Source organism: Mesorhizobium sp. M4B.F.Ca.ET.089.01.1.1 (assembly GCF_004022605.1).
GTDB lineage: Bacteria > Pseudomonadota > Alphaproteobacteria > Rhizobiales > Rhizobiaceae > Mesorhizobium > Mesorhizobium abyssinicae.
Genome location: NZ_RZOS01000232.1, coordinates 1 through 9,024 on the forward strand (window position 1 = coordinate 1; position 9,024 = coordinate 9,024).

Annotated in this window: 11 protein-coding genes; 2 read left to right on the plus strand and 9 right to left on the minus strand. The window is 65.9% G+C overall.

Features of this window, described 5'->3' with window-relative positions; genetic code table 11:
• Nucleotides 1-796 (minus strand): LysR substrate-binding domain-containing protein (locus tag EN780_RS20540; protein ID WP_128275142.1); only part of this gene is annotated, 796 nt, incomplete at its 3' end.
• Nucleotides 797-906: 110 nt separating this feature from the next.
• Here EN780_RS20540 and EN780_RS20545 point away from each other — a divergent pair.
• Nucleotides 907-1,092, plus strand: a complete 186-nt coding sequence (locus EN780_RS20545; protein WP_128275143.1) for a hypothetical protein — start codon at nt 907-909, stop codon at nt 1,090-1,092.
• Between the two features lie 74 nt (nt 1,093-1,166).
• Here EN780_RS20545 and EN780_RS20550 read toward each other — a convergent pair whose 3' ends face one another.
• A complete protein-coding gene (locus EN780_RS20550) occupies nt 1,167-2,123 on the minus strand; it encodes a sugar-binding transcriptional regulator (protein ID WP_127282619.1) in 957 nt (318 codons plus the stop codon).
• Between the two features lie 199 nt (nt 2,124-2,322).
• On the opposite strand from EN780_RS20550, the gene EN780_RS20555 reads away from it, so the two are divergent.
• Complete coding sequence (locus tag EN780_RS20555) at nt 2,323-2,955, plus strand: HAD family phosphatase (RefSeq protein ID WP_128275144.1); 633 nt, start codon at nt 2,323-2,325, stop codon at nt 2,953-2,955.
• Nucleotides 2,956-3,289: 334 nt separating this feature from the next.
• Here the strand turns inward: EN780_RS20555 and EN780_RS20560 are convergent, their stop codons facing one another.
• From EN780_RS20560 to ureC, 7 genes are all read right to left on the minus strand, one after another.
• Nucleotides 3,290-4,057 carry a class II aldolase and adducin N-terminal domain-containing protein gene (locus EN780_RS20560; RefSeq protein WP_128275145.1) on the minus strand — a complete coding sequence of 256 codons (768 nt, stop codon included), beginning with the start codon at nt 4,055-4,057 and terminating at the stop codon, nt 3,290-3,292.
• A 66-nt stretch (nt 4,058-4,123) separates the two neighbouring features.
• On the minus strand, nt 4,124-4,756 hold the full coding sequence (ureG, locus tag EN780_RS20565) for an urease accessory protein UreG (RefSeq protein ID WP_128275146.1): 633 nt from the start codon (nt 4,754-4,756) through the stop codon (nt 4,124-4,126).
• Nucleotides 4,753-5,193, minus strand: a complete 441-nt coding sequence (locus EN780_RS20570; protein WP_128275147.1) for a DUF3995 domain-containing protein — start codon at nt 5,191-5,193, stop codon at nt 4,753-4,755. Before EN780_RS20570 ends, ureG begins: the two co-directional genes overlap by 4 nt.
• The gene (locus EN780_RS20575; RefSeq protein WP_189556624.1) at nt 5,190-5,861 is read right to left on the minus strand and encodes an urease accessory protein UreF; all 672 of its coding nucleotides are present in this window, start codon (nt 5,859-5,861) and stop codon (nt 5,190-5,192) included. The genes EN780_RS20570 and EN780_RS20575 overlap by 4 nt, the downstream gene beginning before the upstream one ends.
• The gene (gene ureE / locus EN780_RS20580) at nt 5,854-6,444 is read right to left on the minus strand and encodes an urease accessory protein UreE (RefSeq protein ID WP_128275149.1); all 591 of its coding nucleotides are present in this window, start codon (nt 6,442-6,444) and stop codon (nt 5,854-5,856) included. Before ureE ends, EN780_RS20575 begins: the two co-directional genes overlap by 8 nt.
• Nucleotides 6,441-7,046: a glutathione S-transferase family protein gene (locus EN780_RS20585; protein WP_127282625.1), complete on the minus strand. Its 606-nt coding sequence runs from the start codon at nt 7,044-7,046 to the stop codon at nt 6,441-6,443. The genes ureE and EN780_RS20585 overlap by 4 nt, the downstream gene beginning before the upstream one ends.
• 84 nt (nt 7,047-7,130) lie before the next feature.
• Nucleotides 7,131-8,846, minus strand: a complete 1,716-nt coding sequence (gene ureC / locus EN780_RS20590) for an urease subunit alpha (RefSeq protein ID WP_189556627.1) — start codon at nt 8,844-8,846, stop codon at nt 7,131-7,133.
• Nucleotides 8,847-9,024 lie beyond the last annotated feature (178 nt).

The window sequence follows — 9,024 nt, forward strand, 5'->3', positions numbered from 1 at the left end:
GATCGAAAGGCTGGATCAGGCGGCCGTCGGCGAGCTCCGCCTTGAACAGCGCCCTGGTCACGATCGCCACGCCCTGGCCGGCGATCGCGGCATTGGCCTCATAGGCCTGGGCGCCCATGCTGGTGTTGGGGCGCCTGGCCAGCTCCTCGACTGGCAGGCCGGCGGCGGTGAACCAGTCCCGCCACCAGATGTCGCCGGGATCGAGGATCGGCAGGCGCAGGAGATCGGCCGGCTCCCTGACGCCGCCGATGCTGGCGGCAAGCTCCGGGCTGAGCACAGGGGTGAAATCGGCATTGAAGAGCCTGTGCACATCGACGCCCGGCCAGGTGCCGCCGCCCGAGCGGATGGCGATGTCGATGTCCTCGCGGGCGAAGTCGACCAGGCGGTTCGAGGTGTCGAGGCGGACGGCGAGCGAGGGATGCGCGACCTGGAAGGAGCCGAGATGCCGGGCAAGCCAGTTGGAAGCAAAGGTGAGCAGCGTCGAGACGCAGAGCACGCCGTCGGCGCCGCCACGGGCCGCGGCATAGGCGCCGCTCAACAGGGCGAAGGCCTCGCTGACCGCCGGCGCCAGGCGCTGCCCGGCTTCGGTCAGCACGATCTGCTTGGGCTTGCGCAGGAACAGAGGCGAGCCGACGCGCTCCTCGAGCAGCTTGATCTGGTAGCTCGCCGCGGCTTGCGTCATGCCGAGCTCGGCGGCCGCCTTGGTGAAGGAGAGATGCCGCGCCACCGCCTCGAAGACCCGGATCGCGGCGAGCGGCGGGAGCTGGGCGAGCTGCCGTGAGCTGAGTTCGGGCATAAGGCCTCCTTATGGGCCGTGATCGACGTTTGATTGGTCGCAGCGGCCGATCGGACCGATATCTGGGGTCGACGACACCTCTCGTCCAGACATAGCGAAGGCTGACGATCATGACCACGGTACAGGAAAAACTGCTTCTCGTTCCAGGCCAGGCTTGGTTTTCATGGCTTGTGCGTGGATTTGCGCACCATCAGGCGAAGCGGCGGGCTTATCTCGACATCAGGGAGCTGTCGCCGCACCTGCAGCGCGACATGGGCTTGCTGGACGGCAACGGCAATTTCGATCCCTACAATTAGGCCCTGCTGATTTTATCGGAGATCGGGGCGCCTGCTGGCTTGGCGCATGAACGGCGCCGAACCCGAGGCGCAGATCATGCGCCAAGCAAGGCTGTCGCGGTTCGCTCGTCGGTGATGAGGCCGTTGACCAGACGCCGGTTCACGGCGGCGAGGATGCCGGGCAATTTGCGCTCGCCCATGGCGAGCGCAATGACCAGCGATCTTTCGCGCGACGGCAACGCCGCCGAAGAGACGCGGTCATTGGTGATTCCGTCGATCATGCGGCCCTCGCGGTCGAACACCCAGCCGACGATCTCGGCGATGCCGCCGGCCTTCTGCAGCGACTTCAACTCGCCTTCGGAAATGAAGCCGTCCTCATAGAGCGGGGCCTTGGGGCCGAGATCGCCGATGCCGACGAAGGTGACGTCGGCTTCCGCCGCCAGTGCCAGCGTCGGCTGGATCATCGGCTGGCTGAGCAGCATGTCGCGCTCTTCCGGCGAGGAGGCGATGACCGGCAGCGGCATCGGGAAGGAGCGCGCCTTGACCCTGTCGGCCATGGTGAAGATGACGTTGTAGAAGGCGGCGGAGCCGTCCGGCGAGATGTTGCCGGTCAACGACACCACCTTGTGCTGCGGGCATTCCATCGGCGGCAGTTGCTCGATCGCCGCCTTCAGCGTGCGCCCGGTGCCGATCGCCATGACCAGGGGTTCCGGGGAACGCAGCCGCCGCTCGATTTCCGCCGCCGCCGCCTCGGCGACGCCGATCGTCGTCGAGGACGAGGTGGGATCGCTCGGCACCACTTCGACCAGATCGAGCGCGAAGCGCGATTTGAGCCGCGCTGCCAGGTCGAGGCAATTGGCGATCGGATGGTCGACACGCACCTTGATCAGCCCTTCCGAGACCGCCAGCGACACCAGCCGCTGCGCCGTCTGCCGGGAAATGCCAAGCGTCAAGGCGATCTGGTCCTGCGTGTTGCCGGCAACATAATACAGCCAGCCGGCGCGCGCCGCGTCGTCCAACCGGTTGCTGCCGCTGTCCTGCCGCGAATTCACTTCTGCCTCCCAAACCCGCCCAACAGGGCGCGGGTACCACTAGCTTACAGGGAATGTGCCAACGCGCAATTGTCTATCGACAGGGCAATTGCCTGCACTAGCGATGCGACCTGGAGTGGGGACGGCGGCAAAGGAAGGCCTGCTTGACGGTTTATCTCGGCAAGCAAACCGATTAAGGGGATCGGCAAAGGAGCCTTGCATGACGCCGAAAGCGGTTTTCTGGGATATGGACGGGACGCTGGTCGACAGCGAGCCGTTGCACGAGGCGGCCCTGGTGGCGGCGCTGCGCAGCGTCGGCATCGCGCCGCCGACCAATCTGCATGAGCGGGTGCTGGGCGTCGCCGCATGGCCGGTCTACGAAATGCTGCGCAACGAATTCGGGCTCGACCTGCCGTTCGACGACTGGATCGTGCGCAAATACGATCACTACCTGCCGCTGGCCGAGACGCTGAAGCCGCGCCCAGGCGCGATCGAGATCTTCAACGAATTGCGCGATCGCGGTGTCGAGCAAGCGGTTGTCTCCAATTCCGACCGGCTGATCGTCGACGCCAATCTGCGCGCCGTCGGCCTGATCTACCCCGGCATGAAGACGATCAGCCGCAACGACGTGCGCGAAGGCAAGCCCTATCCCGAGCCGTTCCTGCGCGCCGCTCATCTGGCGGAGGTCGATCCGGCGCAATCCGTCGCGGTCGACGACAGCCTGACCGGCGCCATGGCCGGCCTTGCGGCGGGCATGCGCACGATGTTCTGGCCGGAAGCGCCGATGGCTGGGCCGCCGGGGGCTGTTGTGATTAACAGTGCTGAACAGTTGCGGGCTGAGTTGGGGCTGTGAGCCCGGGCGTCGGCGCCGCCCCTCATCCTAAGCGGCTGGTCATTGGCGATACCGTGTAGCTTGGCGCATGCATTGTCTAATGTAGCGCTGGTCGACCCCCCACTCCGTCTCGGCTTCGCCGAGCCACCTCTCCCCCGATCGACGGGGTAGAGGAACGCCAAGCTTTTTGCCGTCAACGCTCCCTTCCTTTCCCTCCGGAGGGGGGAAAGGATGGCGCTGCAAAGCAGCGACGGATTGGGGGAACCACGTGGCAATCAAACCTTCGGCCGATCAGTCACGCCAGTCACAGAAGAGGTGTGCATGGCGTATGCGTGACGGGGAGAAGGAAGAGGCCTCAGTTCCGGTAGACCGGTTCCTGCTCGTCGAGGATCGCCTTCAGCTCGGCGAGATGGCGTTCGGCCTGGCCGGGATAATCGCTGGCTTCCGCCGCGGTCTTTTCGGCGATGGCGTCGGACAGGGTGCGCAGCGGACGGCCGGTCCATAGCGCCTTGATGTAGGTCTCGGCGGCGCGCTCGAAATAGAACATGCGGTTGAAGGTGTCGGCGACAGTGTCGCCGATGACCAGCACGCCATGATTGCCCATGACCATGACCTTCACCTTGGGATCGGTCAGAAGCTGCGAGCAGCGCTCGCCCTCCTCCTCGAAGGCCAGCCCGCCATAATGGGCGTCGACGACATGGCGGTTGAAGAAGGTGGCCGAGTTCTGGTCGATCGGCGGCAGGCGAGAGTCGGCAAGCGAGGCGAGCACGGTGGCGTGGATCGAGTGCACATGCATGACGCAGCGCGCATGCGGCACGTTGCGATGGATGGCGCCATGCAGGCCCCAGGCCGTCGGATCCGGCGCATTGGGTCCGGAAAGCGTAGCGGGATCGTTGGCGTCGATCAGCAGCAGGTCGCTGGCCTTGATGCGCGAGAAATGCACCTGGTTGGGGTTCATCAGGAACCTGGTGCCGTCGTCGTTGACGGCCAGCGAGAAATGGTTGGCCACCGCCTCATGCATGTTGAGCCGCGCCGTCCAGCGGAAGGCGCAGGCGAGGTCGACGCGCTCCGCGTAGAAGGGCAGGTTGCTCAGCGGTTCCTTCTGCAGGCGGGCGATGCTCATCGAAAATCCTCCGGTTTTGGCGACAATGCCGCGCTGAAGGCCAGCCAGCAACGGCAAACTCGTGGGTCAGGCGGCCGGGCGCGCCGACTGCAACCCGCCATGCTCGACGATGAACTCGATCACCTCCTTGAGGCCCTTGCCGCGCGACAGGTCGGTGAAGCCGAACGGCCGCTTGCCGCGCATGCGGGCGGCGTCGCCCTCCATGATTTCGAGGTTGACGTTCACATAGGGCGCCAGATCGCTCTTATTGATGATGAGGAAATCGGAGCGGGTGATGGCCGGCCCGCCCTTCCTCGGGATCTCCTCGCCCTGGCAGACCGAGATGACATAGAGCGTGAGGTCGGCGAGGTCGGGCGAGAAGGTGGCGGCAAGATTGTCGCCGCCGGATTCGATGAAGATGACGTCGAGGTCCGGAAATTTGCGGTTCAGTTCGGCGATCGCCTGCAGATTGATCGAGGCGTCCTCGCGAATGGCGGTGTGTGGGCACCCCCCCGTCTCGACGCCGACGATGCGCTCCTCCGGCAGCGCCTGCAGGCGGGCCAGCATCATGGCGTCTTCCCTGGTGTAGATGTCGTTGGTGACGACGGCGATGGAGAAGTCGTCGCGCAGCGCCTTGCAAAGCTTTTCGGTGAGCGTCGTCTTGCCGGAGCCGACGGGACCGCCGATGCCGATGCGAAGGGGGCCATTGGCCTGGGTCATGCGGAAAACTCCGTGATGGCGAGGATTGCGAAGCCTGCTCCGATCAGCAGGCAGAGTGGCGAATAGAGGCGCTGGTCGAGCCGCGCGAAAGGCTGCTCGGGGGCCAGCCGGCGCCACCAGGGCGTGAAGCCGGCGATGCCGCGCCCGAGGAAGACCAGCGCGATGAGCAGCGAAGTGGCGGCGAGGCCAGGCTTGGGAAAGGGCGAGGCAAAGACGCCCTCGAGCGCCAGTGGCCATAGCGTCGCCAGGCCAAGGCAGGCAGCGACGGCAAAGCTGGCGCCAGGCGACGGCATCTCGTCGACGCCGCGGAAGCCGACGACGGCTCGGGCGCATGACTGGGTATCGGTGCCCGGCCAGATGCCGCCGATGCCCCAATAGACATGCAGCGCGGTGATGAGGAGCAGGACGAGCGAGAGCGCGAAGGCGAGAACGATCATGAGCGGAACAACCGGGAGTACTGGGTTTCGTGCCTCATCGCCATGACGTCGGAGACGAAGGCGCAGCCGCCTAGATCGTCGAGCGTGGAGGCGGCGGCGCGGGCGGCCGTCGCCAGCGCCAGCGGTTCGAAGCCGGCTAACGATGCGGTGGCGTCGACCTGGCCGACGACGCCGAGCCGGATCGCCACCTGGACGAGGTTGGAGAAGAAGGCCTGCAGGAAGGCGGAGAGCGCGTCCGTCAGGCCAATGCCGTTGCCGCCGGCAACGGCGCCGACAGCGACGCAGTAAGGGCAATCGGCCGGCAGGCGCGCCAGCACCGGGCTTGGCCAGGCCGAGGCTGCCTTGAGGAAGGCCGTGCCCTGCAGCATGGTCTCGGCATGGCGCTCGCGAGAGCCGGCCAATGCTTCGGCGAGGGCCGTGATCTCGCCGAGATCGCCACCGTCGCGGGCGCGGCGCCAGCTTTCGGCAAACAGCACGGCGTCGTTCCAGCCCGAGCCCATCTCGACCAGTGCCTCCAGCCAGGCGGCAAGGCTTTGCCTGTCGCCCACCAACCCGTCCTGCACGGCGCGTTCGAGGCCGTGGCTGTAGGAGAAGCCGCCGACCGGAAAGGCCGGCGACAGCCACGCCATCAGCCGCAGCAGGGCGATGCCGGATGGCTGCTCAGTCATGGTGATGGTGGTCATCATGCGAATGGGAATGGCTGTGCGAGTGGGAATGCGATTCGCCATGCGCGTCGGCATGCGCCTCGGCATGGCTGTGCGCATGGCCGTGATCGTGGCCGCCATGGCCGGAATAGGCGCCGCGCACCGGCCTGAACGGTTCGCGGACCTCGCTGACCGTGGCGCCCAATCCCTCCAGCATCGCCTTGATGACATGATCACGCAGGATGAGGATGCGCCCCGCTTCGATCGCCGCCGCGAGATGGCGGTTGCCGATATGCCAGGCGAGCGCAGTGAGGTGCACCGCATCGCGGGCTCGGATGTCGTAGACGTCCTCGGGTGCGGCGACGATCTCGAGCTGGCGGCCGTCCTCCAGCACCAGCCGGTCGCCATTGTCGAGCGCCACCGGCTCGGGCAGGTCGACCAGCACCTTGTCGCCGGTCTCGGTCTCGATGGCGCGGCGGCGCAGATGCCGCTCGTCATGGGCAAGCACTGCCCTGGCGTAAGGGACGGTCGCTCCGGCCTTGTCCGCGGCGAGAACGGAGATCGCGCGCGGGAATTTGGTGAAATCGGTGTTGATGTTCAGTTTCATCTCATGGCTCCGCCATTAGCTTGCGCCCGCGCGCGGGCGGGACGCGACAGCACGCGCTCGAAATAGGCATTGACGCGTTCGGACTCGATCGGAAACCGGCCGGCGCGAGCCCAGCCACCCATGTCGCCAAGCAGCACATCGACCGCGGAAAATCGGTCGCCGAGCGCGAAAGGCTTGTCGCCGAGCCGACGATCGAGCGCCTTGACCTCCGCGGCGAAATCGTGGGCGGCGGCGGGGCCGACATCGACGCGGACTTCCTTCGGCAGAATGAAGCGGTGGCGCAGCTTGTTCCACAGCGGCGCCTCGAATTCCGACTGGGCGAAATGCATCCAGGAGTCCATCTCGGCGCGGCCGGCGAGACCCGGATTGGCGCCCATGCCTTTGTCGGCATGCTTTTCGGCAAGATAGACGCAGATCGCCGCGGAATCGGTGACCTTCAGATCGCCGTCGATCAGGATCGGCACCTTGCCGGAGGGGTTGAGCGCGTAAGCTTCGGGCGAGCGCAGCTTGACCTCGACGAATTCATAGGGCTGCCCGAGCTCCTCGAGCATCCACAGGACGCGGCTGACCCGGGACCCGCGCGATCCGACGGCCTTGTACATATAGTTGAACCCTGCTTTTTCCCGGACCCTAAACCATCGCAGCCCCTAACCCAATGGGCTCAACGAGCGCGGCTCAACGGCCGCCTAGAACAGGAAATACCGCTGCGCCATCGGCAGCACGGTGGCCGGCTCGCAGGTCAGCAACTCGCCGTCGGCGCGCACTTCGTAGGTTTCCGGATCGACCTCGACGTGTGGCGTGGCGTCGTTGAGCACCATCGAATGCTTGCCGATGCCGCCGCGCGTGTTCTCGACGGCGACCATCGCCTTGTCGACGCCGAGCTTCTCTTGCAGGCCGGCGTCGAGCGCCGCCTTCGACACGAACGTCACCGAGGAGTTGGTCAGCGCCTTGCCATAGGCGCCGAACATCGGCCGGTAGTGCATCGGCTGCGGCGTCGGGATCGAGGCGTTGGGATCGCCCATCGGGGCGGCGGCGATCGAGCCGCCGACCAGCACCATCTCCGGCTTGACGCCGAAGAAGGCCGGGTTCCACAGCACCAGATCGGCGCGTTTTCCGACCGCCACCGAGCCGATCTCCCTCGACAGGCCGTGCGCGATGGCCGGGTTGATGGTGTATTTGGCGATGTAGCGGCGGACGCGGAAATTGTCGTTGTCGCCGGTCTCCTCAGGCAGCGAACCGCGCTGGCGCTTCATCTTGTCGGCGGTCTGCCAGCAGCGGATCGCCACCTCGCCGACGCGGCCCATGGCCTGGCTGTCCGACGAGATGATCGAGAAGGCGCCGATGTCGTGCAAGATATCTTCGGCGGCGATCGTTTCCTTGCGGATGCGGCTTTCGGCGAAGGCGATGTCCTCGGGGATCGACGGCGACAGATGGTGGCAGACCATCAGCATGTCGAGATGCTCGGCCAGCGTGTTGACCGTGTAGGGCCTTGTCGGATTGGTCGAGGACGGGATGACGTTGGGCAGGCCGCAGACCTTGATGATGTCGGGCGCATGGCCGCCGCCGGCGCCCTCGGTGTGGAAGGCATGGATGGTGCGGCCCTTGATCGCCGCCACCGTGTTCTCGACGAAGCCGGACTCGTTCAGCGTGTCGGTGTGGATCATCACCTGCACGTCATAGGCGTCGGCGACCGACAGGCAGCAGTCGATCGCCGCCGGCGTCGTGCCCCAGTCCTCGTGCAGCTTCAGCGAGCAGGCGCCGGCCAGCACCATTTCTTCCAGCCCCGCCGGCAGCGAGGCATTGCCCTTGCCGGAGAGGCCGATGTTCATTGGAAAAGCGTCGAAGGACTGGATCATGCGCGCCATATGCCAAGGGCCCGGCGTGCAGGTGGTGGCCAAGGTGCCGTGCGCCGGACCGGTGCCGCCGCCGAGCATGGTGGTGACGCCGCTCATCAGCGCTTCCTCGATCTGCTGCGGGCAGATGAAGTGGATATGCGCGTCGAAGCCGCCGGCGGTGAGGATCTTGCCCTCGCCGGCGATGATCTCGGTGCCGGGTCCGATGATGATGGTCACGCCGTCCTGCATGTCCGGATTGCCGGCCTTGCCGATGGCGGCGATGCGGCCGTCTTTGAGGCCGATATCGGCCTTGAAGATGCCGGCGCTGGCATCGATCACCAGGGCGTTGGTGATAACGGTGTCGACGGCGCCCTGCGCGCGCGACACCTGGCTCTGGCCCATGCCGTCGCGGATCACCTTGCCGCCGCCGAATTTCACCTCCTCGCCGTGGAGCGTTAGATCCTTCTCGACCTCGATGATGAGCTCGGTGTCGGCAAGCCGCACCTTGTCGCCGACCGTCGGGCCGTACATCTGCGCATAGGCGGCGCGGGTAATTCTAGCCATCAGCACTTGCTCCCGAAAAGCGGCCCGATCGAAGCCGGGCTCCACATTGGCGCCACCCTATGGTCACGCAATGACCCGCTGGGCGACACCTTGTGTTCCCATTTGGCGGTTGAGGTGGGCGAGTCACCCCGAAATGACCGTTTGCCAAATCGATGGAAGGAAAATCCATGCGCAAAACGAC